This is a genomic window from Paenibacillus sp. P36 (assembly GCF_045866505.1).
Classification (GTDB): Bacteria; Bacillota; Bacilli; order Paenibacillales; family NBRC-103111; genus Paenibacillus_E; species Paenibacillus_E chondroitinus.
Map to the genome: position 1 here is coordinate 3,574,982 of NZ_AP038372.1, position 26,370 is coordinate 3,601,351.

Consider the following 26,370-nt stretch of genomic DNA (forward strand, 5'->3'; position numbering starts at 1 on the left):
AGGGGCTTTATGCTGCACAAGTTTTACAGTGAACAAAAGGGAGGTATCGTATTAGAGGCTGCTTTAATACTGCCTTTTTTCCTTGCCTTTGTTGTTGGCCTTGTCATTTGTATTCAAATCGCATGCCTGGAAATGGCGCTGCAAGCCGGTGTGTCTGAAGCAACGAAATCGATTGCTGGCCAGTTATATCCCGTAAGACTTCTCGTGCAAGAAGCTAAAGTGAAATTTGAGCAGAGTAGACCGGCCGACATCATAAATTCAGTCATCAGCCATGTTCAATCAGCACGAGAACAAGTGTCAAACACGGAAAGTTTAGCAGATGAGTATGCCGCATATATCCCTCAACCGCTGCTCGAATTAGTTAAATGGGAGAAAGAGAAACGGATGCAAGGCGAAGAGTTACTGACAGAGGGGAAAGATGAACTGCTCGAGCAGCAAGTTAACCCCCGCTTACATGCCGCGATTACTCCGATTGTTTACGCATTTTGCGATGATTCAATCGTTCAGAGAAATAACTTTAAAGTTGTTTCTGTGACCCTTCCAAGTTTGTATAACGATGGAGAGGCTTATTTTGGAATTGAGGCGGAGATTTCGTATCGCTTACCGATCCCGTTTTTAAGTCAAACGATTATTTTGAAAAAGAGGGCATTTGAACGAGCATGGGTAGGTGCTTAATCGCCGTCTCTGATAGAGGAGGACTTTGCATTCAATATTTACTATTGGTTTTCATTACGATTGCTTTTGTTACTGATGTACGAAAAGCGGTGATCCCCAACAAATTAACCATTAGCGGAGCGGTTGCTGGAATCATGTTGAACGTGTCTATAAGCGGACTGAACGGACTAACTTTCTCGCTTATAGGGGCAGGGAGTGCACTTTTCGCGATGTTCCTACTCTATCTTATAGGTGCTCTTGGAGCAGGGGATGTGAAGCTCTTTACGGCTATTGGAGCTATGATGGGCTTCAGTTTTGTGTTTCAATTGATGCTGTATTCCATAATCTGCGCAGCATTGATAGGTCTTTTCTTACTACTGATGCACAAGCAAGTGGCGGCCACGGGGCAGAAGATGATGAAATGGTTTTTTTCAATTATCGTGCTGCATGATCTGAACATCGTAAAGGGGATGAAACGTGATGCCAATATCAAGTTTCCGTTTATGTATGCCGTTATGCCAGCCGTGGCAATGACCTGGTATTACTCTATTTAAAATGAGGTGGGCCTGTGACAGAGGAGTTATTTGGACTGCGATATGAATTTGTATATCAACATGGCCATTGTATGCGTCTTTTTAAAGACGGTGGGGAGGGTTTGACCGTTGAAGCTCTTTCAACTTTGCAAATTAAGATGCTTGAGGCTAACACGATACCAAACATGCTTCCGCTTGAAATCCAGGAGATTGATCATCGAGTAAGCCTGCTTTATAGTTTAACAGCTAAAAGAATGCTTGCTCAGGTTCTTAAGGTTGAGGGGCTTTCCAAGTTTCAATTCGCCAAGCTTATGTACGCCATTGTTTGTGCTATAGATGAAAGTAAAAACTATATGCTGCATGAGACCGGATTTGTGTTAAAAGATAATTTCATCTTTATTGGCAGTGACTGGTCCGATGTATTTTTGACATATGTGCCAATGGAACAAGGTATGAAGGAATGCAGTGTCTACAATGCAATTAAGGATTTAATGAGGCAGATTAGTTCGAAGTTGAACGACAAAATAAGGGGAGATATAGACAATTGGTTAGACACTGATGCATTGACATGTACGCCGCAAAGTCTTCAGAATTTGAAAATGAACCTGTTAAAACTTATGGATCCGCAACCTCCGGTTCACGAGGGGCTGCCGAAGCCGGTTTGGCAACAAAACATCAAGCAGATCAACACAACGAATTCGATGGATGAGTCGCCGATGATTACGCCAATAGCGGATGTGCAACAAGATATAAAAAATGGTCAAACAGTCGCTTTTTATCCAATCACACAGAGAACACAATTTCTTGTCCTAATTGGTATCATACTCGTAATGGCTTTTCTCTGGCAGCATTATGTATCTTCTCCCTCAACTAGTTCGCTGCACCTGTCAGCAGGAATAACTATTTTATTAGTAGATGTATGGTTTGTATTTAGATTTCTTGGGCTACCGCGGTACAGAAGTGCTGGTGAAAAGCAGGTGCCGCTTTTTTTTGATAAACCAGAGAAGCATTTTGAAAATAAGAAAGAAGCAGTTACGGTATCTAACGTTGAATCTCAAGATATTCAGAGTCATTATCAAAACTTACATATGCATACGACATTAATTCAAAACAACGCTAGGAATGCAACCGTTTTTCTTGGAAACCTTAAGCCAGAAGGGCCGAGGCTCGAAGTTCAGATGCAAGGTATGCCGAAATCAGTGCCAATTCTCAGCGATCACTTCACGATTGGCCGGGGAGATGCGAATTTAAAAGCGGATTATGTCTTGGAAGAAGCAGGTGTTTCCAGAATCCATGCTGAGATAACAAAATGTGAAAAGGGTTATGCACTGAAGGATTCAGGTTCAACGAATGGAACTTCTCTCAATGGAGAAACGATAGTTACCTACCAATCTTACTTGCTAAAAGATGGCGACGAGATTCAAATTGTGTGCCAAACCTTGATATTTCGATATTGAAAATTTAACTATTTCCTGTCTAGCTCTAGCAGTGGTATAATAAGAAGTCACGAGTATGTGCGATTTTTTAACAGACAGGAGTTTAGATTTTTAAAATGAGTCTTTTGACGATAGAAGATTTGAGCCACAGTTTTGGGGATCGAACGTTATTTAAAAATGTTTCCTTCCGTCTACTGGCAGGCGAGCGCGTCGGCATAGTTGGAGCAAATGGTGTGGGGAAATCCACATTAATGAATATATTGACCGGAAAATTATTGAAAGATACAGGAAAAGTAGAATGGACGCCTCGAATTAAGTATGGGTATTTGGATCAGCATTCGGTATTAGCGGCGGGCAGGACGATTCGCGACATTTTACGCGACGCCTTCTTACCTCTTTTTGAAGAAGAGAAAGCGATGATGGCCATTACAGAAAAGATGGCGGATGCTTCGCCCGAAGAGCTGGAAGTTCTCCTAGAGCAGATGGGCGAAATTCAGGAACGCTTGGAAATCGGCGACTTCTACTTGCTGGACGTCAAAATCGATGAAATGGCGAACGGACTCGGCCTTAACGCAATTGGGTTAGACCGTGATGTGACGTCACTTAGTGGTGGACAACGGACCAAAGTTCTTTTGGCCAAGCTGCTTTTGGAGAAGCCAACCGTACTGCTTTTGGATGAGCCTACGAACTATTTGGACGTGGAACATATTGAGTGGTTAAAAATGTATCTCAGAGATTATCCATATGCGTTTATGCTGATTTCACATGATACGGAATTCATGAATGAAGTCGTTAACGTGATCTATCATTTGGAATTTACGAAGCTGACTCGTTATACAGCGAACTATGAGAAATTCCTGGACATGGCGGAAATGAACAAATCGCAACATATCGATGCGTATGAGAAGCAGCAGGAGTACATTAAAAAGCAGGAAGACTTTATTGCTCGCAATAAAGCCAGGGCTTCGACCTCTACGCGTGCCAAAAGCCGTCAAAAGCAGTTGGAGAAAGTGGATCGAATCGAAAAACCGGAAACTGCGATGAAACCAACGTTCATATTTAAGGAATCTCGTACAAGTGGTAGAATCGTATTTGAGGCGGAAAATTTGGAAATCGGGTATGACCGACCGCTTTTACCGAAAATGAATGTGACGATTGAACGCGGCGAGAAAATTGCGATCGTTGGCTGCAACGGTGTGGGGAAATCTACACTGCTCAAAACGATTCTAGGGAAAATTGAACCTTTCAGCGGCAAAACGTATCAAGGAGATTACTTAAGCCCGGCTTACTTTGAGCAAGAGGTTAAAGCGCCCAATATGACGCCGATTGACGATGTTTGGAATGAGTTTTCTTCCATGAATCAGAATGAAGTCAGAGGCGCTCTGGCAAGATGCGGTTTGAAAAATGAGCACATCACGCGTGCCATGAGCATGCTCAGCGGGGGAGAGCAAGCCAAAGTCAGGCTTTGTAAACTGCTGATGAGGGAAAGCAACTGGCTGTTGTTCGATGAGCCTACCAACCATTTGGACGTTGTGGCCAAAGAAGAACTTCAAAGAGCTTTGATCGCTTATAAAGGAACCGTTTTGCTTGTTTGCCACGAACCGGAATTTTATGAAGGTTGGGTAACCAGAGTTTGGAATGTGGAAGAATGGTCGGCCAAAGCAAAAGTCACGAATTAACCAATTAGGAGGAAATGTCCATGTTAACTCATGTTGTGTTTTTTAAGCTCAAAGATCGTAGCCCTGAAGCGGTGGAAGTAACGAAAGCGGTTCTTACGAACATGGAAGGGAAAATTCCGGTGCTGCGCCATATTGAAGTAGGGACGGATATTCTTCATTTGGAGCGTTCGTATGATATTGCATTGATTACAAAATTCGATTCCGTAGAAGATCTAAAAACATATGACACTCACCCTATTCATGAAGGTGTGAAGGCCCATATGAAGACAGTACTTGATGGGACTTCCATTTGTGTTGATTTTGTAAGCTAATTGGGTTTGAAAAACATAAGGGAACAGTGTAGTATCCTTAGAAGGGGTTAGCATTGCGGCTTATGCCGCTAGCGCAGCTAAAATTCCTAGGCTGCACTGTTTTTTGTGTGTTTACAGGTATCTTCATAATTTATAGAAAAGGGAGGAATCCCGAGTGAAATCCAAATTAAATAAAGCTTATATGACGGAAGTGCTCGAGATGCTGCTGCGTACGCCAAGTCCGACGGGTTACACGCACCACATTATGAAAAAGGTCGAACAAGAAGTGAATAAGCTTGGTTATGAGCTTACATATACGAATAAGGGCTGCGGCATTGTGACGGTTCCGGGTGTCCGCAATGACCGGGTTATTGGTATTTCTGCACATGTGGATACCCTTGGTGCTATGGTACGTTCTATTAAAGAGAACGGCACGCTTAAGATCACTTCATTGGGCGGATTCATGATGGGCGCTATTGAGAATGAATATGTTCAAATTCATACACGTGACGAACGCGTTTATGACGGGACAATTCTCACTTCAAGACCATCAGTACACGTGTATGAAGATGCCAGAGAGTTCAAACGCGATGAAGCTCATATGGAAGTGCGCATTGATGAGCTTGTAAAGTCCAAAAAAGAAGTTCAGGATCTTGGGATCCGGGTTGGAGATTACATTTCTTTCGATCCGCGTGTACAAGTGAAGGAAAATGGCCTCGTGAAATCCCGTCATTTGGATGATAAAGCAAGTGTAGCTTCGTTATTCGGTTTGCTAAGACTTATCAAAGAAGAAGGTCTGCAGCCGCTCTTCACGATAAAACTGTTTTTCTCCAATTATGAAGAGGTTGGGCATGGGTCATCTTTTATTCCGGAAGATATTACGGATTTGATTGCCGTAGATATGGGTGCGCTTGGCGATGACTTGAGCGGTAGCGAACGCGATGTCTCCATTTGCGCAAAGGATTCGTCAGGTCCTTATGACTATCAAATGACTTCCAAAATGATTGAGCTTTCCGAGAAGCTGGAAATCGGCTACGCTGTTGATATTTATCCAAGGTATGGCTCAGACGCTTCGGCCGCGCTCAGAGGCGGACGCGATATTCGCGCCGCGCTGATTGGTCCTGGTGTTCATGCGTCACACAGCATGGAGCGGACGCATATGGATGCTGTAGTTAACACAGCAGCGCTTCTTGCAGCCTATGTCATGGAGCCAGTGGAAGCATGAATATTTTGAGTGCAGTTAATATTACCAAAACCTATGGCGACAAGGTTTTGTTCGATGACATCACGTTTACGGTGAACGAGAAGCAGCGCATCGGACTCATCGGCGTGAACGGCACGGGCAAGTCCACGCTGCTGAAGCTGCTGGCGGGACTGGAAACAGCGGATCGCGGCAAACTCGTGCACGCGAACCATTTCCGAGTGGAATACTTGCCGCAGAACCCGGAGTTCGATCCGAACTCCACCGTGCTTGAGCAAGTATTCCACGGCGACACGCCGCTCATGAAGACGCTGCGCGACTATGAGCTGGCCCTGGCTGAGCTGGAGCTTGATCCCTCCAGCGAGAAAAAGCAGGCGCGGCTGTTCACAGCCCAATCGCGCATGGATGAACAAGGTGCCTGGGAAGCAAGCACCTTAGCCAAAACCGTGCTGATGAAGCTGGGCATCAGCGAGTTCGACAAGCCCGTCGGCCTGCTGTCCGGCGGGCAGCGCAAACGCGTCGCCATGGCGCGCGTTCTGATCCAACCCGCCGATCTGCTCATCCTGGATGAGCCGACGAACCATATCGACAACGAGACCGCAATCTGGCTCGAGGAATTCCTCGGCAAGTGGCGCGGCGCATTGCTGCTCGTTACCCATGACCGGTACTTCCTGGAGCGGGTGACGAACCGCATCCTGGAACTGGACCGGGGCAAGATCTACAGCTACGAGGGCAACTATGAGGCGTTCCTCGAGAAAAAGGCGGAGCGGATGGAGTCCGAAGCCGCCAGCGAAGATAAGCGGCAGAATCTCATGCGCCGCGAGCTGGCTTGGCTCCGTCGCGGCGCGAAAGCGCGCACGACGAAGCAGAAGGCGCGCGTGCAGCGCGCCGAAGAGCTGCGGGACACCAAGGTGGATGGTCCCGCAGACAAGCTGGACATGGCGCTGGCTGGCAGCCGCCTTGGCAAAAAGGTGATGGAGCTGGAAGCCGTCACCAAAGCTTTCTCAGGCGGGAAGACGCTGCTGAGCGGCTTCAGCTACATCGTGATGCCGAAGGATCGCCTCGGCATCATTGGCCCTAACGGCAGCGGCAAATCGACGCTGCTGAATATGCTCGCCGGGCGTATTCAGCCCGACAGCGGGACGATCGAGACTGGCCAAACCGTGAAACTCGCGTATTACACGCAAGAAACGGTCGAGATGGATGAAAAGATGCGCGTCATCGACTACATCAAGGAAGCGGCTGAACTGGTTCGCACGTCGGATGGCGAAACAATTCCCGCATCCCAAATGCTTGAGCGCTTCATGTTCTCTCCCACACTGCAGTGGTCACCTATCGGAAAGCTGTCAGGTGGCGAACGACGCAGACTATATTTGCTGCGTACTCTCATGGGAGAACCGAATGTGCTGCTCCTCGATGAGCCGACGAACGATTTGGACATCCAAACATTGACCATACTGGAAGATTATCTGGATAATTTCCCAGGGGCGGTTATTACTGTCTCCCATGATCGGTATTTTTTGGATCGCACCGTTACGCATCTGTTTGCTTTTGATGGCCAAGGAGGAATCGAGCCTTACATTGGCAACTACTCGGATTATTTGGAGGAGAAGCAAGAGCAAGAAGAAGCGGAGCAGGCACGCAAAGAATTGTTGCGTCAAGCAAGCAGCAATACCGGCTCTAGCAAAACAGCGGCCAATCAATCAGCAGCTTCCAGCGGCTCAGCGAATACAAACCGTCCTAAGAAACTAACTTTCAAAGAACAGAAGGAATGGGATGAAATCGAGGGGACGATTGCGGCTTTGGAAGACAAGGCGGCAAGCTTGAAACAGCAAATTGAAGCGGCTGGCAGCGACTTTGACCGTGTTCGCGATTTGTATGAGCAGGAGCAGCAAACAACGGCCGATTTGGAAGCAGCAATGGAAAGATGGACTTATTTATCCGAGTTGGTAGAAGAAATAGAGCGAAATAAGTTATGATAGAAGAAACTATAATAAAGGCAGGTAAGTATTCCACATGATTAATGTTAATAACGTGACGCTTCGTTACGGCAAAAGAGCCCTTTTCGAAGACGCTAATATTAAATTTACTCCAGGTAACTGTTATGGTCTGATCGGCGCGAACGGTGCAGGGAAATCCACATTTCTAAAAATTCTCTCTGGTGAAATTGAGCCGAACACAGGCGAAGTATCGATCACTCCAGGGGAAAGAATGGCCGTTCTGAAACAAAACCATTACGAGTTTGACGAAATCGAAGTTTTGAAAACCGTTGTGATGGGGCATGCTCGTTTGTTCAAAATCATGGAAGAGAAAGATGCGCTGTACGCGAAAGCCGATTTCTCTGAAGAAGATGGTATGAGAGCTGCTGAGCTCGAAGGCGAGTTCCAGGATCTAGACGGTTGGCAGGCGGAATCTGATGCAGCAGAACTACTAATTGGTCTAGGCATCCCAACTTCCCTGCATGATACGAAGATGAAAGACCTCGACGGCAATGAGAAGGTTCGTGTTCTCTTGGCGCAAGCGTTGTTCGGCAATCCGAACATTTTGCTGCTCGATGAGCCTACCAACCATTTGAACTTAGAGTCGATTAAATGGCTGGAGAACTTCCTAGCACGTTTTGAAGGCACCGTTATCGTTGTATCCCATGATCGTCACTTCCTGAACCAAGTATGTACACACATTGCGGATATTGATTTTGGTAAAATCCAAATGTACGTGGGTAACTATGATTGGTGGTATGAATCCAGCCAATTGGCTCTTAGACTTACAAGAGATGCTAATAAGAAAACAGAAGAAAAACGTAAAGAATTGGAAGCTTTTATCGCTCGATTTAGTGCTAATGCATCCAAATCCAAGCAAGCAACTTCCCGTAAAAAACAACTTGAGAAGCTTACTCTTGAAGATATTCGTCCTTCCAGCCGTAAATATCCGTTCATTCACTTCAAAGGTGAACGTGAAGCTGGGAAGCAGCTGCTAGCTGTTGAAAGTATTTCCAAAACGATTGATGGCGTTAAAGTTTTGGATAATATCACGTTCACGCTTAACAAAGGGGATAAAGTTGCGTTTGTTGGTCCGGATGGTATCGCCAAAACGACGCTTTTCAAAATCCTCATGGGTGAGATGGAAGCAGACTCGGGCACGTACACATGGGGAGTTACAACTTCACAAGCGTATTTCCCAAAAGATAGTCAAGAATATTTCAATTCCGAATTAAACTTGGTGGATTGGCTTCGCCAGTATTCCAAAGACCCAGACGAATCATTCCTTCGTGGTTTCTTAGGACGTATGTTGTTCTCTGGTGAAGAAGCTTTGAAAAAAGCTAACGTTCTTTCCGGGGGAGAAAAAGTACGCTGCATGTTCTCCAAAATGATGCTAAGCGGTGCCAATGTTCTCATTCTTGATGAGCCTACGAACCACTTGGATCTTGAATCCATCACAGCACTTAATAACGGCCTTGTTGATTTCGACGGTACGATGTTGTTCGTTTCCCATGACCATCAGTTCATTCAAACGATTGCAAATCGCGTCATGGAAATTACACCAAAAGGATTCATCGATAAAATGCTTACGTATGATGAATACCTGGAAAGTGATGATGTGAAAAAATTGCGCGAAGCTCAATACGCGTAAGACCAAATGAAAAGCGCCCTGATGTGTGACTCTCAGGGCGCTTTTACCTACATAGCTCTAGCTTCCGCCAGTACGACGGCGTTGATTATTTACTTTTTTCGTCATTTGACTTTTGGCACTTTGGTTCGTATTGCCCGCTTGTTTAGGGTTTGCACGTGCTGCGGCTTGATCCGCTTTCTTCTGAGCTAACTTTTGTTTAATGGCATCGGCTAGGCTTACTTTTTTGGGACCCTGTTGTTCTTCCAGCTGATCTTGTGGCTTGTCTGACATAGAAACACCTTCTTTACCGTGATATGTTAATAGTATAATCGAATCAAACAAAAGATGAAAGAAGGTGTGAACGATGTTTGACCCAACGATCTATGACAACATTAAGGTGGTTCTGGAAGGAGCCGTCTACGACCTGGATTTGGATGGCAAAATTATTATCACACGCCGGGAAGATCTTGTGGATCTGTCTTCCATGTCCCGAACGTATGCGATTGAGTTTGCAAGAAAGATCGATAAGCCGAGCAAAGCGGAAATCAATTTGCATGTTCATTTAAGCGATTTGGCTGCTGAAATTTTAGAGAACCCTACAGCTAAACCGGGATGTACGCTTACGATTAAGCTTTTCACGAAAGTTAAGAATCCCGATATGGAATGTAAGCATATTGAAGAACAGTTAGGCCTAATATGGGAGCATCGTCCACAAATCACACAACTTCTTTCATACAAATATGGTATTTTTCCAGTGGTTTATCATAATCAAATCACACTTTCATTCGGCAGAAAAATTGATGAGAGCCATTTGGATGATTTCCCTCATCTTATTGGGTATGCGGCTGACAGTTTGGCTTGGTTAGATGAACGAGGAGGTTAGCATGAGGGAACTGTCTCAACAGGAATTGTTGGAGATCGTTAACAGGCAGGAGGAGTCCTTTGCTGTATTTTTGTACACGCCGTTTTGTGGAACATGCAAAGTGACTGAACGTATGTTGGAGATCATTATGACCATGCAGCCTTCTTTGCCGCTTTATAAAAGCAATATTAATTTTCTGCCGCAAATTAGCCGTGAATGGCAAGTGACCAGCGTGCCGTGCATCGCTATTTTTGAGCAGGGACATGACAAACAACTGATTTACCGCATGCAGTCGGTGGATGAGCTATATCGCAAACTGCTGCCATTGAGCAGCAAGTAATTATAGGAGATGATAAGAATGAGCAGTTTTCAAATTGGAGATCACGTCATTGCTGAGTATAAGACTGGGGTTTATTATGGGGAAATAGTGGAAATGTCGAGTACGATGAAAGCGGCAGTACGCATCTTGGCTGTAAAAGAACATCCAACACAAGGGGACTTGCATAATCCGATGGACCCAAACGTTGCTTTTTTTCATCAAAGACGGGCGTTATCGTTTCAGGAGATTGCTTTAATGCCAATTTCAACTATACGTTCATATGCGGGTGCAATTCCCGATTATCAAGTATCACTGGAGAGAGCGCTAATGGCTCAAATCTCTAAGCTGTCGGAAATGGAAGCATGGGCTAGGCGCTCTCTTCAGGAGCTTAGTCAACTGCAGAAAGAATATTTCCCAAAGTCGAATTAAGAAACTTCTAAATACAATTTTGTGCCGTCGTTATACTTGAAAATAGCGACATCACCAATGATCTCGATGAGCGAGATCATTTTTAATTTGCGGCGAAATTCGAAATGAAGTTCAAACTCCTTAAGCTTACTGGACAACAATTCCATATGTGAACTGCGATGTGTGAAATTAAGCACGGGAATGGATTTGTTTTTGAATTTAATGGTAACTGCTTGCATGTTAAGCCCTCCTTCACGTCTTCCATCTGGCAAAAGTACCAGCTGGTCTACATATTTAGGATACATTTCAAATGTTAAGTATGTTTGAGACAAACTATTAAAAAAGTTTTAGCATCTTATTATATGTAAAGAATAGCGAGAGAGGGCTAGTTCCCAAAGAATCTTTTGAAATTAATCGGGATACCCGTCTGCATTTGATTCAACGGAGCGATAGATTGGCGGTTGCGGGGAAAGATAAGCACAATTATAATAAGAAAGATTGTAATCAAACATGTTTTTGGGGGGATTTAGATGACAGCAGGAAAACCAATCAGAATCGGGATTATCGGTTCCGGAAACATCGGAAATGTACATATGGAAGTGATGAAAAAAGTGCCGGAGGCAGAAATTGCCGCGGTAACGGATGTGTACTTACCACTGGCAGAGGCTAGAGCCAAGCAATATAACATTGAGCGGGTCTATGAGAGTTCGGACAAGCTGCTCGCTGATCCAAGCATTGATGCCGTTGTTATTGCTGTCTCCAATGAGTGGCATGCGCCTTTAGCCATTCAAGCGTTAGAAGCAGGTAAACATGTCATGCTGGAGAAGCCTATGGCGCTTAATCTCGAATCGGCTAGACAAATTGTAGAAGCAGAGCGCAAGGCAGGCAAAGTGTTGATGATTCCACACCAGCTGCGGTGGGAAGTTCTTTCACAGGCTGTCAAGCAACAGGTTGATAAAGGCGCGCTAGGCCATATTTATCATGCCAAAGCAGGCTGGATGAGACGTAAAGGGATTCCGGGCTGGGGAACCTGGTTTACACAGATGGGAAAATCCGGCGGCGGTCCGTTAATTGATCTAGGTGTACATATGTTAGATCTATCCCTCTATTTAATGGGGAATCCAAAACCGATTTCGGTTTACGGGGCAACCTATGCAGAATTTGGTCCACGCAAAAAAGGGATCGGCTCTTGGGGGACACCGAACTGGGAAGGGCAATATGATGTAGAAGATTTGGCTACAGCGTTGATTAAACTCGATAACGGTGCAACCCTATCGCTTGATGTCAGCTGGGCCGCACTCATCGAAACGGATAGCCAGCCTTATGTGCAGCTGCTTGGTTCCGAAGGAGGTGCTTCGATTCGCGGCAATAAAGGGAAGCTTCTTGCAGAAATGTTTGATCGCGAAGCAGATGTGGATCTGACTGTGCCTGAGCTGGACGAAGGACCTCGTGTGCGTATGCTGAGACACTTCCTATCGTGTATCGAAAGCGGTCAACAACCAATTACCTCTGTGATGACAGGTTATACGAATAATTTAATTCTAGATGCGATTTACCAATCCTCACAAACCGGCAATGAAGTTAAATTGAATTGGGACATCGAGTAGACAGGGGCTGCAGCAAGTGAATTGGGAGTTATTTAGCATCATCGGGACAATCGCTTTCGCAGTCAGTGGAGCGATTGTTGCGATGGAAGAGGAATATGATATTCTAGGGGTCTATGTTCTTGGGCTCGTAACGGCATTCGGCGGCGGTGTCATCCGAAATTTGCTAATTGGCAAACCCGTCGTTTTGCTATGGGAGCAAGGGTTATATTTTCAAATCGCCTTATTTGCTATGACTTTAGTTTTCTTGATGCCTGTCAAATACATTCGGGTGTGGAAGACCTGGGAAGCTTTCTTTGATGCTATCGGATTGGCAGCCTTCTCTATTCAAGGTGCGTTCTATGCAACGAATATGGGGCATCCTTTAAGTGCTGTCATCGTAGCAGCTGTATTAACGGGGATTGGCGGCGGAATGGTTCGAGACGTACTGGCTGGCCGAAAGCCGCTTGTACTGAAGGACGAAATCTATGCCGTATGGGGCATGTTGGCCGGTGCGTTGGTTGGTTTGGGCTGGTCGCAAGGAGCTTGGCAGATATCCGTGCTTTTTGCACTTATCGTCATTTTGAGAATGTTATCCGTATTTTATAAATGGAAGCTGCCTAAACGTTCCTTGCGCAATGCGATCGTGGGATCATCACGTAGATCAGACTCATAGCCTACCGCTAAAGACTTGGATGATTTTTTGAAAATCGAGATGAGGAAAGAGGTGATTTACAATGGAACAGGAAGCATCATTCCTTCACCATCAAAAGATTTCCGCTGAAACGATGGCAGCACGCATTGTTCCTGTAAAAGAATTGCTCCAAACGGAATTGGATCTGTACGAAGTATCCAAAGATTCAGAAACGGGTGAGCATTATCTTCATTATGCTTACATGCACCGCGATTTCACGAATACCGGAGAGCCCGAGTCGTTTCATTATTTGCTGCCGATTGACAGCGATGATGTGCTCGGAATGATTTTTGGAGAGCAGGGTTATGCGTATCCGGAGTTTTGGCGGAAAGCTTTTCTGCGCAACGGCCCGGAAGGTTTCTACATCTGGTTCGACCCCACGCATGAAGCGGAGCAGTCAGAGGATGAAGCTATCGCTGCGGATTTGCTAAACAAGCTGAGAGCTTTTAAAGAAAACGGTTCGGCCGATCCGGATGCGGTTCGTAAACTGCTCGAAGAATTGGATGAAACACGTAAAAAAGAAGACTAGAAAGTTGTAAAGCCTGCTTGCCAATGAATCAATTGGCGGCGGGCTCTTTTTATTATTTAGTAAAAATGGGGATAAATGACCATATTAAAGTTAAACATTATTTTTTAGGAAGGAGGATGAAATGATGAGTATAGAGGCTTATCAGTTCGCTAATTTGGGGGCGCATGAGGATCTGCTGGAAGATCTTCGCAGGCTTGAATCCAGGATGAGGGAACAATTGGGATATGAAATCTCCTTAATTGCTTACACACCGGAAACGAAGGACATCAGCAAGAAATAAAGAAAGAAGGGGGAGCTTTTAGATGAAAAAAACGTTGATCCAACTTACACTTTCGATCGTGTTAGTAAGCACAGCCGCTGGCTGCACCGCCGCAAGTCCGAACAATCATGCAGGAGCAAGTTCCTCAAATCCGAATGCTGGCTCATGGGATACGAGTCTCAGGAACAATGAGAATTCTTCACTAGGCGCTAAAAGTGTTAATCAATCCCCGCTGCCTTCGATGCAGCGATCTACGCTTGATAACGTTAAAGCGCACACAAATACACATTTGACAATGAACCGAGATTTGGCAGATAGCATTATTCAAGCGGCTCACCTCGGGAACACAGCTGTTGCATTTACGGATAACAACATTTATATTGCGGTAGATATGGGCGGGATGCAAGCCATGGGTGCCGATAATGACGGCATGAAAATGCTTAGTAAAACAAACGACCCGGAAACCGGGGCTGGGTTGTTCGGTTCAGGAGCAGGAGCTCAGATGGATTGGCTCTCGGCCAAGCCTTTGCCGGCAGAAAGCGCTAGCGCCATCAGGAGTTTGCTCACACGTATTTATCCGGAAGCGAATATTTTCATTTCTACGAACCCGCATTTCGTGAACCGCATGATGTATTATGATGCTCAGCAGCAAAACAACAAACATATGGATACGTATCTCAACGAATTTAACACTATGATCCAGTATGCTTTCCCAAGCTACTCTACGGGCCAAAGAAACACGCTGCCTTAAAATAAGACCATGTGATGCGAAAGTTTCACTCATCTCCCTCAGCTTCCTGCTGAGGGTTTTGTCATAGTTTCCGGATGGATGGTCCACGAATTAGAGAAAAAGGAGTATGACGATGATTGGGCAGAAGACTGTGATTGATCGGCATGACACGTCAAAATTTAAAAATGAGCAATAAATTTAAAGTTCGAGCTTACTGCAGCTCACGCCAATGTGACTATGTCCATCCCGATGATGTCGTCCAAGCCATTAATGGGGAAACCTCTTATGCATTGGCGCAGCTGTATAATGAGTTGCCATCCAAGCCAATCTGTCCCAAATGTGGAGAAGCGATGGCATTCTACTCATATTCGGTTATCGAACAACCGTGGCTGCCTTGAAAGGCTTGACAACGTTAGCTTTCCTGATAAATAGTAAGAGAACAAAGGAATCAGGAGAGGAACATTAGAGAATATGTTAACAGAAGCTATACCGCAAGAAATCCGTGAGCAGTTGGAACAAAAGAGAGCACAGACGAACGCGACCGCAGAGGATGCGAAATTAATCGGGGCAGCTGCCTTTGAGGCGCCTCGGGAAGACATTTTGATCGATAGTGTTATTGCGCTTTTTTTGGGTAAAAATGTCCTGCTCAAAGGCCCAACAGGTTCGGGGAAAACGAAGCTTGCCGAGCATGTTTCGGCGATTTTTAATCGACCGATGCATGCCGTGAATTGTTCAACGGATTTGGATGCCGAAGCTTTACTCGGGTTCAAAACGTTGTCCCATGACGAGCAAGGCCGTTCAGAGATTGTTTTCATTCCTGGACCGATCATGAAAGCGATGACGAAGGGACATTTTCTATACATAGACGAAATTAATATGGCGAAACCGGAGACCTTGTCACTTATTAACGGTGTTCTGGATTATCGGAGATCGATTACGAATCCATTTACCGGGGAAGTTATCACCGCTCACCCTGATTTCAGAGTGGTTGCTGCGATTAATGAAGGCTATATGGGAACCGTGCCATTGAACGAAGCATTGAAAAACAGGTTTGTGACCGTGGATATTCCCTATTTGCAAGGGGAAGCGTTGTACAAACTTTTGAAAAGTAAGTCTGTTTTGCGTGATGACAAGCAATTGAGAACTTATGTGCAGCTGTCGGCTGATTTGTTAACCTTAATCGAAATGGGACAGCTGCCTGATGAAGCAGGGTCGATTCGAGCATTGCTTGATGCTTGTGATCTTACGGCTTATATTCCTCCGATGCGTGCAGTGGCGAGAGCGATTGCTGATAAATTGGAGGATGAAAGGGAACGTGCGGCTGTGATCAATGCGGCTGAAACGTTATTTTAAGCCATGTTTGTAGGGAAAATAAGTATGCTTGAGGATAAAATCGACGCTAATCTGCAAATGCAGTTGGTCGATTTAGCCCGCATGTTCACAAAACGTAAAGAGCTTGAGGTGGAAGCCGCCTTTCACGCTGATTATGAAGAAAGCTCGGCCCGTATGACCGTTAGCCAGTTCTGGTGGGATTATCCGCCATTGGATAAAGCTGCGGGGATGAAAAGCGATGTGTACCTCCGAGGCATTGGAACAGCATGGTTTACCAGCGCAGAGGCTGTAAAGTCCTACCTTAAGGGTAGTCAACAAGCATCCTTCCCCAAGCTGGCAAACTCGCTTTTTGCCTTGTGTGAGGATATGCGTTTGGAGCGTATTTGCCGTGCGCGCAGACCGGGAACGACGCGAATATTCGCGGTGCGGCATCGAATTTATGGAGCTTATTTCGGTCATAAATTGCGTACGCATTTGAGTAAAGGCGAAATGGCCGATGCCGTCCTTTTATTAATTTACGGCTGGTTTACCGGAGCGGAGTGGAGCGCTGCGGAAAGCGTGGGATTGAAGGCGCGGCTCACACCGTTATATCCGATTCTGGAAGGCATCGAGGAATCTGAACATACGGATCAAGTAGCTGCTGGGTGTGAGGAAATGATGGACGCGCTATCTTATTGGCTGGATAGAGATGCGAGTTCCGCATATTTCTGGATGCAGCCCGGGGGCGGCGTGGCGGAGCCGCTGCCCGCGGGGTATCAAGGCGAGCTGAAGCGCGCTAAGCGGCTCGCCAACGATGATGTGCTCCCCGAGCAGGACGGGGAGCGTCAATTGCCGGGCCAGGAGCGCCTGCCGACCTGGCACCGCGAAAGCAGCGACCGCAGCCCGGGGCTGCTGCGGTTCGAGCTGGAGCGCGGCTCACGCACCGCCGCGCTCGGTTCTGCGCCGCGCGAAGGCGACGCCGCCGATCAGGCGCTCGCCATCGCCCAGGGGCGCTCGCTGCGCGCCCAGCGCACCGGCGCCGCCTCCGGCGAGCGGCGCGGGCAGGCTGCCGTGCCCGCTGCCGCGGGGCACGGAAAGGGCGAAGTCGCCGCGTTCGCGACGGCGACTTGGCTGGCGCCTGAGCGGCCAACTGCTGCGCAGGAGGCCGCCTTCAGGCGCCTGAGCGAGCGCGCAGCGCCGCTCGCGAAGCCCTTGCAGCGTGCGATTCGGCGCACGCTGGAGCAGAAGCGGATCGCCCCGCGCGGCGACCGGCTGTTCGGGCGGCTCGATAAGCGGCTGACGCGAGCCTTCACACAAGAGATGCCGCGCCTCTTCTATAAGAAGCGCGCGCCGGTCCCGCAGCTCGACGCCGCATTCGCGCTGCTTGTTGACTGCTCCGCGTCCATGTATGACAAAATGGACGAAACCAAACTGGGACTCGTGTTATTTCACGAGACCCTCCAGTCCTTGCGAATCCCCCACGAAATCGTGGGATTCTGGGAAGACGCGGACCGCGTAACAGAGCATGAAGCACCCAACCTGTTCCAGGTTGCCGTGGACTTCGGCTCCTCGCTCGCTCCTGGCAGCGGCGCGGCTCTCATGCAGCTCGAGCCGCAGCAGGACAATCGCGACGGCTTCGCGATCCGCTGCATGACAGAGCGCTTGCTGCGGCGTGCTGAGCGGCAGCGCATCCTCTTGGTATTCTCGGATGGGGAGCCGTCCGCAGCGAATTATAACGACATAGGCATTCTGGATACCTACGAGGCTGTAATGAGAGCACGCAGACTGGGGATCGAGGTCATCTCCATCTTTTTAGCGAGCGGTGGAACCGTCCATGAAACCGAACGTGCCGCCATGCGCAACATGTATGGGCGGAGCAGCATAGTTGTGCCTCGGGTGGAGGAGTTGACCGAGCAGCTCGTGCCGATTTTACGCAAACTTTTGCTGAAATCTATCTTTTAATGTCGAAATCCTTTACAATAGATCAGGGTATTTGCTTGGGATAGCTGGCGAATTACCCTGTTTATGCCATTCTTGTTATGTTTACTTACATACATAGCCATTTGTTATAAGTTTACTTCCGTTGGGGAAAACATTAAGGGGGAAATCATTTCATGTACGGTGCACCATTATCAAACAAAGCAAAGAAAATCATGCTGCTGGGATCAGGAGAGCTCGGGAAGGAAGTTGTCATCGAAGCACAGCGCCTGGGAATTGAGACCATTGCCGTGGATCGTTACGCGCATGCTCCGGCTATGCAAGTCGCGCATCGCAGCCATGTGATCAATATGTTAGACGGGGAACAGCTAAGAGCGTTGATCGAGCAAGAACGGCCGGATCTCATCGTACCTGAAATTGAAGCCATTGCCACGCCTGTTCTTGTTGAACTTGAGAAAGAAGGTTACCGAGTAATCCCAACAGCAACAGCCTCTCGATTAACGATGGACCGGGAAGGCATTCGCCGTCTTGCTTCCGAAACGTTGGAATTGAGAACTGCCAAGTATGCTTTTGCCAACAGCCTTGAAGAGCTGCATGCTGCAGTAGCGGAAATCGGTACGCCTTGCGTCATTAAGCCGATCATGAGCTCCTCGGGTAAAGGTCAAAGTGTGTGCCGCACGCCTGAAAATGTGGAACAATCGTGGAACATTGCCATGGAGGGTGGACGTGCAAAAAACGCTCGCGTCATTGTTGAAGAATTCATTCATTTTGAGTCTGAAATCACGCTGCTAACGGTTCGCTCTGTTTCCGGAACGACCTATTGTGAGCCAATCGGCCACATCCAAAAAGACGGGGACTACATCGAATCCTGGCAGCCGCACGCCATGACGGAGCAGCAAATTCTTGATGCGCAGCATATGGCCAAAACGATTACAGACGCACTTGGCGGCTACGGCCTCTATGGCGTTGAGCTATTTTTGACCAAAGATGGCGTGTACTTCAGTGAGGTATCGCCTCGTCCGCATGACACGGGCATGGTTACCATGGCGACACAGGATTTGAGCGAATTTGCTCTGCATGCTAGAGCGATTCTTGGATTGCCGATTACAGGCATTCGCCTATTAACGCCAGGGGCAAGCTACACGCTCAAGGCGGATCGCGAGCAAGTAGAATATACAATCAGCGGGCTAGAAGAAGCGTTGTCCGTTCCGAATACGCAAGTTCGCGTCTTTGGCAAGCCGGAGACGAAAGTCGGCCGCCGTATGGCAGTTGCGCTCAGCAGCGGGGAATCTGTTGAGGAAGCGCGCAGCCTGGCAAAGCAAGCCGCAGGCAAGCTTAAACTAAACTACGAATAAGAAATCATACATGATCAGCCATCAGGAGGAAACGACATGGAAGCTAAACCAGCAAGACTCTCCCGAACCGTGTTGACCGAAATTATTTTGCCTGCTGACACCAATTATCACAATACCGTGTTTGGCGGGCGTGTGATGCAGTACATCGACAAAGTTGCAACAATCGCCTCCATGCGTCATTCGCGCAGGGGGGTTGTCACCGCTTCAAGCGACAGCTTGGACTTTTATGCGCCTGTTAAACTTGGTGAGGCTATTCAACTAGAGGCATTCGTCACCTGGACGCACCGAAGCTCCATGGAAGTATTCGTGAAAATTGAATCGGAAAACCTGTTGACCGGCGAAAAAAAACGCACAGCCAATTCTTATTTAACTTTCGTCGCCTTAGATGAGTATGGCCAGCCTGTTGCGGTTCCGGGCATTATCCCCGAGACGGAAGAGGAGAAACGACTTTTCGAAACGGCTGAGATGCGGTATGCCGCACGCAAGCTGCGGAAAGAGGAGCGAAATTTACAATTGTAGTCGACATTGACATCCAAATCGAGCAGATCCCTTATGGGATCTGCTTTTTTTATTGTAAATAACGGACCATAGTTCCGTTCAACATCCCGCTTCTTCTTGTAAAGTGGTGAATTCATGAAAAAAGGATTATTATGGAAAATATAAGCAATTCTAGACGCGAAAGGAGCTCATAATGAAAAGAAAGATATTTCGATCTTTGATCTTCGCCATTATTTTAGTTATTGTGTACTATGCTTTTCAAATGCTGATGGGTGTCTATCTCACTTGGAAATACGTGCCGGACATTCTTGATTCGTATTCTGCGATTGATACCTTCGGAAGTAATCAAGTTGCTTTTGGGGTTAAAGAAACACCTGTTGAAATGGTGGCTGAAATTATCATCATCATGGTGATTGGTGTCGTTACCTATTTCTCGGGAGGCTACGTAACGAAGAAAATAAGAAACCATTGAAACCTGCCATCTCCAACAGCGTATTAGAAATAAATCGGTTTTATTTTCAACTTATACTATTCGGAGGTAATCTCACAATGAATGCACATGAAATTGATTATCGTATTTTAGGCAATGAAATGCAGTACGTAGAAATTGAGCTCGACCCGGGTGAAAGCGTTGTGGCAGAAGCTGGCAGCATGATGATGATGGATCAGAACATCCAGATGGAGACGATTTTTGGGGACGGCAGCAGCGATAATAAAGGGTTCATGGGCAAGCTTCTGGGAGCAGGCAAACGGTTATTAACCGGCGAAAGCTTATTTATGACCGTTTTCACGAACCAAAGCCGTGGCGGGAAAGAGCAAGTTAGTTTTGCAGCGCCATATCCCGGTAAAATTATTCCGATGGACCTGTCGATGCTGGGGGGACGACTCATCTGTCAAAAAGATTCTTTTCTTTGCGCAGCAAAAGGCGTTTCTGTTGGCATTGCGTTTCAGCGTAAGCTAGGGGCTGGTTTCTTCGGCGGTGAAGGCTTTATTATGCAAAAAATTGAGGGCGATGGCTTGGCCTTCGTACATGCCGGCGGTTCGATTTGCGAGCGTGTGCTTCGTCCAGGTGAAGTCATTCGCGTAGATACGGGCTGCTTGGTTGCCATGACGCAAGATGTGGATTATGACATCGAGATGGTGAAAGGTGTGAAAACAGCGCTATTTGGCGGTGAAGGTTTATTCTTCGCAACGCTTCGCGGTCCTGGGCGTGTATGGATTCAATCCTTGCCATTCAGCAGGCTGGCAGATCGGATGGCAGCGGCATCAAGACCAGGCGGCAGGAAAGAAGAGGGAAGTATTTTAGGCGGTTTAGGTAATTTATTGGATGGGGACGGAAGATAAGTTCATTCGTCCGCACAAAGAAAGCCCGGCAGCGAATCTAACATTCGCTCCGGGATTTTTTGTGTGACCGTCTTACTTGGCTCCGCCTTCTGCGAGGATTGTTTCCCAGATTGCGCCTTTACCATACAATTCTTTATTGACTTTATCCCAACCGCCAAGATATTCGATGTTAAATACGCCGGCAGGCGTTGTGTAGTTTTTCTCATACTGCTTAGCAACTTCAGGAAGTACGGAGCGGAAACCTTTATCTGCAAATACTTTTTGAGCATCAGGGCTCCATAGGTATTCGAGGAATGCCTGAACCGCTTCACGGTTTCCGTGTTTATCTACGTTTTTATCAATGAGTGCAACCGGGTTTTCAATCGTCGTTGTGTATTGCGGGATTACTTCTACATATTTTTTACCGGATTGAATCCGGGAAATGAGCTCATTTTCATAAGTGACGATAGCATCGCCTACGCCTTTGTCGAAGGTCGCAAGGGAATCGGCGCCGCTTTTATCAAGTACTTTGATGTTTTTGTAGACTTTGGCCAAATAATCTTTGGCGAACGCAGGATCTTTTTTGCCAGCCGCTTCGGAAGTTTTCAATCCAGCCCCATAAATGGCGTTAATGTCCCATTTGGCTCCGCCGGACGTGCTTGGATTCGGGATCAACACTTCCACGCCTGGTTTTGTTAAGTCAGTCCAGTCTTTGATGCCTTTTGGATTGCCTTCACGAACTCCGATTGCTGCGATTGAAGCTGTAATGTTGCCTTTATAAGGATTGTTTTTCCAGTCATGCGTGATCAAGCCTTTTTCTACGATTTTTTGGATGTCACCTTCAAGGGAAAGAGGGGCGATATCCGCTTCAAAACCTTGGATAATCGCGGTAGCTTGCGAACCGGATGCCACATAGGATTCTTGGAATTCTACGGTTTGGCCGGTTTTCTTTTTCCACTCTTCTTTGAACTTAGGCAAAATGACGTCAAAAGAATCTTTAAGAATGGAATAAGCGCCAATTGTGATCGTTACTTTTTCAGCTTTAGGTGCAGAGCTTGCCGCTGTTGTAGCTGCAGCTGTTGCCGCGGCAGATGGAGCGGGTGTGCTGGCCGATTTTGTACCTGTGCCGCATGCCGTAAGCGCGATACTTGCTGTGAATAACGCAGCAGTGACAAGACCTAGTGATTTGAATTTTTTCATGGTTTACAACTCCCCTTCATGTGTAAGCTTATTTTTTTATATAAAAACAGGCAGCGGATCTTGTTTAGCCTGATTTTCAATGACGATATTCTCGGTTTTGGTAAAGACGGAAATTTGATGGATCAAAATATTCACGTCATCGCCTGGTTGATAAATTTTTTCTTTTACGGATTGATAAGCGAATAGCTTAATGGCGCCTGTATCGATTTCTAGATACCAGGAATCCCCGCGGAAGTGGACATGCGTCACTTTCCCTTTCTCTCCAGCGGTTGCCAGATGACTCACGTCATGAGGGCGAACCTCAATAGCTTCCGGTCGAATCAACACGTTCACACCCGGCAGCCATTTGCCGTCCTGCTGGATCTCATCTAAGTAAGGGAATCCGACTAGAGGCGTATATTGTGAGATCACATTAGATTCACCGATGAAAGACGCCACGAATGAGGATGCCGGTTTCGTATAAATTTCCCAAGGACTGCCTTGCTGCTCGATTTTCCCGCCTTGGACGAGAATGATTTCATCAGCAACTTCGATGGCTTCATCTTGGTCATGAGTAACGAAGAGGGTCGTGACTTTAAATTCATCGATCAGGTTACGCAGCCAGAGGCGCAGTTCTTTACGAATTTTGGCGTCGATGGCGGCAAAAGGTTCATCCAGCAGTAGCAGTTGAGGTTCTGGAGCCAAGGCTCTGGCGAAAGCCACCCGTTGGCGCTGTCCACCGGAAAGCTGGTGTGGATACTTGCGCTCATTGCCGGCAAGCCCCATTAAATTCAGCAGATAGGTCACTCGGTCATGAATGAATTCCTTCGGCTTTTTGAGAACTTTGAGGCCGTAAGCGACATTGTCAAACACGGTCATATGTTTAAAAAGGGCATAGCTTTGAAAAACGAAGCCAATTCCTCTTTCTTGAACAGGTAGATGTGTAGCAAGCTTCCCGTCGAAATAAATGTCGCCTGTCGTCGGGCTCTCGAGTCCGGACAACATGCGCAGAATGGACGTTTTACCGCCGCCGCTGGGGCCGATCAAACCGACGAGATGCCCTTTCGTGATGCTGAAATTAACATCTTTAATGGCATGAAAGGATCCGAAATTTTTATTTAAATTTTTAACTTCGATATGCATACAGGGTTCCTCCTTAATGACTGCTTACTTTTTCGCTTCTTCTTTTTAACCATTCAAGTGTTAACAAAATAGTAATCGAGATGAGTCCTAGCACAAATGCGACACTGTTCGCTGCAACAAGCTGGAACTGCTCGGCATCCTGATACACGAGTGTGGTAGCTGTCTGCGTTTGGTTGATGATATTGCCTGAGACAACTAAGATAGAGCCGAATTCTCCAAGCGATCTTGCAATGGTTAAAATGAGACCGTAAACGACGCCCCAACGAATACCTGGCCATGTGATTTGAAAGAAGGTACGCCATGCACCAGCACCAAGCGTAGCGGAAGCTTCTTCGGATTGGGTACCGATTTCTTCAAGCAAGGGAACAACTTCACGAACCATAAGAGGAAATGTAATGAACATCGTAGCAAGAATCATACCGGGAATGGCATAAACAATTTTCATATTATGATCTTCAAAGAATGCGCCAAGTGCCGTATTTGGACCAAAGATCAAGATGACCATTAAACCGACGATAACCGGCGATACAGCAAAAGGTAAATCAATCAGAGCATTGATGACTGGTTTCAACCAGCGGGATATCCAGGAACCTCTAACGATTTCAAGAGAAACATAAACACCAACAATTGTATTAAGAAGAGTAACGATAAGGACGATAATGAAAGAGATTTTCAAGGCGTGTAGAGCTTCAGGTCTTACGAGTGCATGGATAAAAGCTTGTGGACCTTCTTCAAAAGCGCCAAAGGTAATGCCCAGGAACGGCAGCATAATTAATAGAAAAATGACAAGAAATGATATGCTGATTAAAATTTTTCTCATGCCAGGCGCCCCTTTCCGCGTGTCAATACATTGATGATCCATAGAATGAGGAGCGACAATGTAAGGAGTACAAGAGAAATAGCGGCTGCGCCTTCGGGATTATAGTTCTGCGTCTCACCATATATATAGACCGAAGCCACCATCGTTTTTCCCGGTAAATTTCCGGAAATCAGTGAAATGGCGCCAAACTCGGCTAGTGATCGAGAAAAGGCAAGCATGCTGCCGGCAAGAATACCCGGTACAATAGCTGGAAAAACAATTCGGCAGAAGGTATAGAACCTGCTGGCGCCGAGTGTGAAGCTGGCTTGTTCTTCAGCGGGATCAATTTGTTCTAGCAAAGGTTGGACGGTTCGAATGACGAATGGGAAGGTAACGAAGACCAAGCCGATCACAATAGCTGTCTGATTGTAGAGCAGCTTAATGCCGGCGTGATCGAGCCAGACGCCCAGCGGACTAGTGGGTCCAAGCAAGGTTAGGAACATGAGACCAGCCACTGAAGTTGGCAAAGAGAAGGGAAGGTCGACCATACTGTTCAGAATGCTCTTGCCTCGGAATGTATATCTTACAAGAACATAAGCAATGATGGTGCCTACTATGGCTTGAATAACTGTTGATACAATACTGAGTTTGACTGTTAGTAGAATGGACTTCCAGGCTAGTGGTCCTGTTACTTCTTGCCAAAAGGGCTCCCAACCTAAGGAAAAGCCTTTGAAATAGATGGAGCCAATCGGGATGAGCAGTAGCACAATCAGATAGCCAATAAGCACAGATCGAACCGTAGCTTTAAACACCTTGTTAATCACATTACACCACCCATTAATATTAATCATAGTGCTTTACTCGGAATATTTAAATTGACTATAACAGCGTGTGGTCGAATTTGTCAATATACCTATTTCCGATATTTATGGATTTATTCAAAAAAATTATAAATGACACAAAGGTACAAAGATCTAAGTTTGACATTAGATGAAAGGATACGGAAATGGATTCATCAGCTGGACTAGCATCTGAAAAAAGCATTGACGAAGCAAATAGGCGATGGTAACATAGGCATCAATCAATATCCGAGTAAAACAATATGAATTATTAGTTATCGGAAAAAGTCGACCAGATGACTGGAGACTCCCGTCCTTGCTTCGTATTTTACAAGCAGGAACAGGGAGTCTTTTTGTTTTCAAACGCCTTTTCACTTTATGAAAAGAAAGAGGGATTCACATGCTAGCGAATCGAACAGCACCACTTGCCCAATCCAAGGTTTGGCAGCCCTGGGTCATACCGATACTCATCTTGCTGCTGTGGCAGGTGCTCGGCTTAACGGGTTGGTTATCGGAACGTATTCTACCGACACCTTGGGAAGTCGTGAAAGCCTTGTACGGTGTAATTAAGGATGGCACTATTTTTGAATATGTAGCAGTCAGCACGAAGCGGGCGTTTCTGGGCTTTCTAATTGGCGGCAGCATTGCTTTTGTCATTGGATTGCTTAACGGGATATTTCCTATCGCGGAAAGATATATTGATTCTTCGGTACAAATGGTTCGAACGATCCCGCATCTTGCGATGATCCCGCTAGTCATTATGTGGTTTGGCATTGGCGAGACTTCCAAATTATTTCTGGTTTCTCTCGGTGTTGCTTTTCCCATCTACTTGAATACCTTCCATGGCATTCGTTCCGTTGATCCGGGTTTAATCGAAATGGGCAAAGTATACGGGCTCCGAGGGTTCTCGCTATTTACGAAGGTCATTTTACCCGGAGCGCTGGCGAACATCCTTCTCGGTATCCGCTTCTCCTTGGGGATCATGTGGTTGAGCTTGATCGTTGCTGAAACAATAGCGGCTGATTCCGGTATCGGTTATATGGCAACACACGCCAGGGAATTTATGCAGATGGATGTCGTGGTGTTATGTGTGATTTTATACGCCGTATTAGGGAAGCTTTCGGATCTGATTGCTAAGTTTTTCGAAAATCGTTGGTTGAAATGGCATCACAATTATATTCACAAAGCGTAGAAGGAGG

30 protein-coding genes are annotated in these 26,370 nt (G+C 46.5%); 24 read left to right on the forward strand and 6 right to left on the reverse strand.

What is annotated here, in order from left to right; genetic code table 11:
• Positions 1 to 9: 9 nt before the first annotated feature.
• The 8 genes from ACKTT9_RS15890 to ACKTT9_RS15925 all read left to right on the forward strand — a co-directional run bounded on the left by ACKTT9_RS15890 (position 10) and on the right by ACKTT9_RS15925 (position 9,423).
• A complete protein-coding gene (locus ACKTT9_RS15890) occupies positions 10 to 675 on the forward strand; it encodes a TadE/TadG family type IV pilus assembly protein (RefSeq protein ID WP_407872313.1) in 666 nt (221 codons plus the stop codon).
• Positions 660 to 1,208, forward strand: coding sequence for a prepilin peptidase (locus ACKTT9_RS15895; protein ID WP_407872314.1), 549 nt, complete (start codon positions 660 to 662; stop codon positions 1,206 to 1,208). Before ACKTT9_RS15890 ends, ACKTT9_RS15895 begins: the two co-directional genes overlap by 16 nt.
• Positions 1,209 to 1,222: 14 nt before the next feature.
• Positions 1,223 to 2,644, forward strand: a complete 1,422-nt coding sequence (locus ACKTT9_RS15900; RefSeq protein ID WP_407872315.1) for a DUF6382 domain-containing protein — start codon at positions 1,223 to 1,225, stop codon at positions 2,642 to 2,644.
• A gap of 95 nt (positions 2,645 to 2,739) precedes the next feature.
• A complete protein-coding gene (gene abc-f, locus ACKTT9_RS15905) occupies positions 2,740 to 4,302 on the forward strand; it encodes a ribosomal protection-like ABC-F family protein (protein ID WP_407872316.1) in 1,563 nt (520 codons plus the stop codon).
• A 20-nt stretch (positions 4,303 to 4,322) separates the two neighbouring features.
• Positions 4,323 to 4,613: a Dabb family protein gene (locus tag ACKTT9_RS15910; RefSeq protein WP_127451752.1), complete on the forward strand. Its 291-nt coding sequence runs from the start codon at positions 4,323 to 4,325 to the stop codon at positions 4,611 to 4,613.
• Positions 4,614 to 4,794: 181 nt separating this feature from the next.
• Positions 4,795 to 5,817 carry a M42 family metallopeptidase gene (locus tag ACKTT9_RS15915; RefSeq protein ID WP_157324879.1) on the forward strand — a complete coding sequence of 341 codons (1,023 nt, stop codon included), beginning with the start codon at positions 4,795 to 4,797 and terminating at the stop codon, positions 5,815 to 5,817.
• A complete protein-coding gene (locus ACKTT9_RS15920; RefSeq protein ID WP_407872317.1) occupies positions 5,814 to 7,772 on the forward strand; it encodes an ABC-F family ATP-binding cassette domain-containing protein in 1,959 nt (652 codons plus the stop codon). Before ACKTT9_RS15915 ends, ACKTT9_RS15920 begins: the two co-directional genes overlap by 4 nt.
• 37 nt (positions 7,773 to 7,809) lie before the next feature.
• Positions 7,810 to 9,423 (forward strand): ABC-F family ATP-binding cassette domain-containing protein, encoded by a 1,614-nt coding sequence (locus tag ACKTT9_RS15925; protein ID WP_407872318.1) that lies wholly within the window; start codon positions 7,810 to 7,812, stop codon positions 9,421 to 9,423.
• A 57-nt stretch (positions 9,424 to 9,480) separates the two neighbouring features.
• Here ACKTT9_RS15925 and ACKTT9_RS15930 read toward each other — a convergent pair whose 3' ends face one another.
• Entirely contained in the window at positions 9,481 to 9,693 is a 213-nt protein-coding gene (locus ACKTT9_RS15930; protein WP_145655009.1) for a hypothetical protein, read from the reverse strand.
• A 73-nt stretch (positions 9,694 to 9,766) separates the two neighbouring features.
• On the opposite strand from ACKTT9_RS15930, the gene ACKTT9_RS15935 reads away from it, so the two are divergent.
• From ACKTT9_RS15935 to kapB, 3 genes are read left to right on the forward strand one after another with little or no spacing between them, the layout of a single operon-like run.
• Complete coding sequence (locus ACKTT9_RS15935; RefSeq protein ID WP_407872319.1) at positions 9,767 to 10,285, forward strand: hypothetical protein; 519 nt, start codon at positions 9,767 to 9,769, stop codon at positions 10,283 to 10,285.
• A gap of 1 nt (position 10,286) precedes the next feature.
• A complete protein-coding gene (locus tag ACKTT9_RS15940) occupies positions 10,287 to 10,604 on the forward strand; it encodes a thioredoxin family protein (RefSeq protein WP_407872320.1) in 318 nt (105 codons plus the stop codon).
• A gap of 18 nt (positions 10,605 to 10,622) precedes the next feature.
• Positions 10,623 to 11,012, forward strand: coding sequence for a sporulation phosphorelay system protein KapB (kapB, locus tag ACKTT9_RS15945; RefSeq protein WP_407872321.1), 390 nt, complete (start codon positions 10,623 to 10,625; stop codon positions 11,010 to 11,012).
• Here kapB and ACKTT9_RS15950 read toward each other — a convergent pair.
• Positions 11,009 to 11,230, reverse strand: a complete 222-nt coding sequence (locus ACKTT9_RS15950; protein WP_127451768.1) for a hypothetical protein — start codon at positions 11,228 to 11,230, stop codon at positions 11,009 to 11,011. The genes kapB and ACKTT9_RS15950 overlap by 4 nt on opposite strands.
• 291 nt (positions 11,231 to 11,521) lie before the next feature.
• On the opposite strand from ACKTT9_RS15950, the gene ACKTT9_RS15955 reads away from it, so the two are divergent.
• From ACKTT9_RS15955 to ACKTT9_RS16010, 12 genes are all read left to right on the forward strand, one after another.
• Positions 11,522 to 12,598 carry a Gfo/Idh/MocA family protein gene (locus ACKTT9_RS15955; protein ID WP_407872322.1) on the forward strand — a complete coding sequence of 359 codons (1,077 nt, stop codon included), beginning with the start codon at positions 11,522 to 11,524 and terminating at the stop codon, positions 12,596 to 12,598.
• Between the two features lie 16 nt (positions 12,599 to 12,614).
• Complete coding sequence (locus ACKTT9_RS15960; RefSeq protein ID WP_407872323.1) at positions 12,615 to 13,250, forward strand: trimeric intracellular cation channel family protein; 636 nt, start codon at positions 12,615 to 12,617, stop codon at positions 13,248 to 13,250.
• A 61-nt stretch (positions 13,251 to 13,311) separates the two neighbouring features.
• Entirely contained in the window at positions 13,312 to 13,797 is a 486-nt protein-coding gene (locus ACKTT9_RS15965; RefSeq protein WP_157324778.1) for a hypothetical protein, read from the forward strand.
• Between the two features lie 121 nt (positions 13,798 to 13,918).
• Entirely contained in the window at positions 13,919 to 14,077 is a 159-nt protein-coding gene (locus tag ACKTT9_RS15970) for a hypothetical protein (RefSeq protein ID WP_407872324.1), read from the forward strand.
• A 22-nt stretch (positions 14,078 to 14,099) separates the two neighbouring features.
• On the forward strand, positions 14,100 to 14,807 hold the full coding sequence (locus ACKTT9_RS15975) for a hypothetical protein (RefSeq protein WP_157324782.1): 708 nt from the start codon (positions 14,100 to 14,102) through the stop codon (positions 14,805 to 14,807).
• A 134-nt stretch (positions 14,808 to 14,941) separates the two neighbouring features.
• Complete coding sequence (locus tag ACKTT9_RS15980) at positions 14,942 to 15,184, forward strand: hypothetical protein (protein ID WP_407872325.1); 243 nt, start codon at positions 14,942 to 14,944, stop codon at positions 15,182 to 15,184.
• 73 nt (positions 15,185 to 15,257) lie between these two features.
• Entirely contained in the window at positions 15,258 to 16,139 is an 882-nt protein-coding gene (locus tag ACKTT9_RS15985) for an ATP-binding protein (RefSeq protein WP_407872326.1), read from the forward strand.
• A gap of 24 nt (positions 16,140 to 16,163) precedes the next feature.
• Positions 16,164 to 18,059: a cobaltochelatase CobT-related protein gene (locus ACKTT9_RS15990; protein WP_407872327.1), complete on the forward strand. Its 1,896-nt coding sequence runs from the start codon at positions 16,164 to 16,166 to the stop codon at positions 18,057 to 18,059.
• 152 nt (positions 18,060 to 18,211) lie between these two features.
• A complete protein-coding gene (purT, locus tag ACKTT9_RS15995; protein ID WP_315949620.1) occupies positions 18,212 to 19,390 on the forward strand; it encodes a formate-dependent phosphoribosylglycinamide formyltransferase in 1,179 nt (392 codons plus the stop codon).
• Between the two features lie 36 nt (positions 19,391 to 19,426).
• On the forward strand, positions 19,427 to 19,909 hold the full coding sequence (locus ACKTT9_RS16000; protein ID WP_157324791.1) for an acyl-CoA thioesterase: 483 nt from the start codon (positions 19,427 to 19,429) through the stop codon (positions 19,907 to 19,909).
• 172 nt (positions 19,910 to 20,081) lie between these two features.
• The gene (locus ACKTT9_RS16005; protein ID WP_407872328.1) at positions 20,082 to 20,360 is read left to right on the forward strand and encodes a hypothetical protein; all 279 of its coding nucleotides are present in this window, start codon (positions 20,082 to 20,084) and stop codon (positions 20,358 to 20,360) included.
• A 77-nt stretch (positions 20,361 to 20,437) separates the two neighbouring features.
• On the forward strand, positions 20,438 to 21,232 hold the full coding sequence (locus ACKTT9_RS16010; RefSeq protein ID WP_127456533.1) for a TIGR00266 family protein: 795 nt from the start codon (positions 20,438 to 20,440) through the stop codon (positions 21,230 to 21,232).
• Between the two features lie 72 nt (positions 21,233 to 21,304).
• Here ACKTT9_RS16010 and ACKTT9_RS16015 read toward each other — a convergent pair whose 3' ends face one another.
• From ACKTT9_RS16015 to cysT, 4 genes are read right to left on the reverse strand one after another with little or no spacing between them, the layout of a single operon-like run.
• Positions 21,305 to 22,411 (reverse strand): sulfate ABC transporter substrate-binding protein, encoded by a 1,107-nt coding sequence (locus ACKTT9_RS16015; protein ID WP_157324795.1) that lies wholly within the window; start codon positions 22,409 to 22,411, stop codon positions 21,305 to 21,307.
• Between the two features lie 36 nt (positions 22,412 to 22,447).
• Entirely contained in the window at positions 22,448 to 23,533 is a 1,086-nt protein-coding gene (locus tag ACKTT9_RS16020) for an ABC transporter ATP-binding protein (RefSeq protein ID WP_157324797.1), read from the reverse strand.
• Positions 23,534 to 23,546: 13 nt separating this feature from the next.
• A complete protein-coding gene (locus ACKTT9_RS16025) occupies positions 23,547 to 24,353 on the reverse strand; it encodes a sulfate ABC transporter permease subunit (protein ID WP_407872329.1) in 807 nt (268 codons plus the stop codon).
• On the reverse strand, positions 24,350 to 25,156 hold the full coding sequence (cysT, locus tag ACKTT9_RS16030; RefSeq protein ID WP_407872330.1) for a sulfate ABC transporter permease subunit CysT: 807 nt from the start codon (positions 25,154 to 25,156) through the stop codon (positions 24,350 to 24,352). The genes ACKTT9_RS16025 and cysT overlap by 4 nt, the downstream gene beginning before the upstream one ends.
• 415 nt (positions 25,157 to 25,571) lie before the next feature.
• Between cysT and ACKTT9_RS16035 the strand changes: the two genes are divergently transcribed.
• Complete coding sequence (locus ACKTT9_RS16035) at positions 25,572 to 26,363, forward strand: ABC transporter permease subunit (RefSeq protein ID WP_407872331.1); 792 nt, start codon at positions 25,572 to 25,574, stop codon at positions 26,361 to 26,363.
• Positions 26,364 to 26,370 lie beyond the last annotated feature (7 nt).